Raw genomic sequence first — 344 nt, 5'->3', positions numbered from 1 at the left:
GCTGGTGTGTCTACTTTGTCGAAGTCATCATCAGTTGAGGTCCAGTCACCATAAGTCACTTCTTTAGTCACTAGGTTAACGGTCGCAGTACGTTTGTAGGTCAGCGTTTCAACAACATCTGGCTGAGCTTCTGAGCCATCTTCGTATTGGTACTTGATAACTCGTGTGACGGTTTGATTGAGGTCACTTTCCTTCAAGCCATCTGGCCATTCTGGTCCGGCTGGATTATCTGGGTCCACCTCAGTACCTGGATTCTTAGGATCTTCTGGGGTGACGGTTACTACTTTTTCTCTTACGACGACTTCAAATGGTTGGTCCGTAGCCTTATCTGTGTCGAAGACTTG

1 protein-coding gene is annotated in these 344 nt (G+C 47.1%); it reads right to left on the bottom strand.

The genetic code is table 11. The annotated features are described in order from the left end of the window. Window positions 1-344: mucin-binding protein (locus C1G57_RS11195; protein ID WP_161941163.1), on the bottom strand; the 344-nt coding region annotated here is incomplete at both ends.

Source organism: Streptococcus suis (genome assembly GCF_002960425.1).
Taxonomy (GTDB): Bacteria; Bacillota; Bacilli; order Lactobacillales; family Streptococcaceae; genus Streptococcus; species Streptococcus suis_S.
Note: the sequence above shows the minus strand (reverse complement) of the source record. Positions and strands in the feature narration are given on the sequence as shown.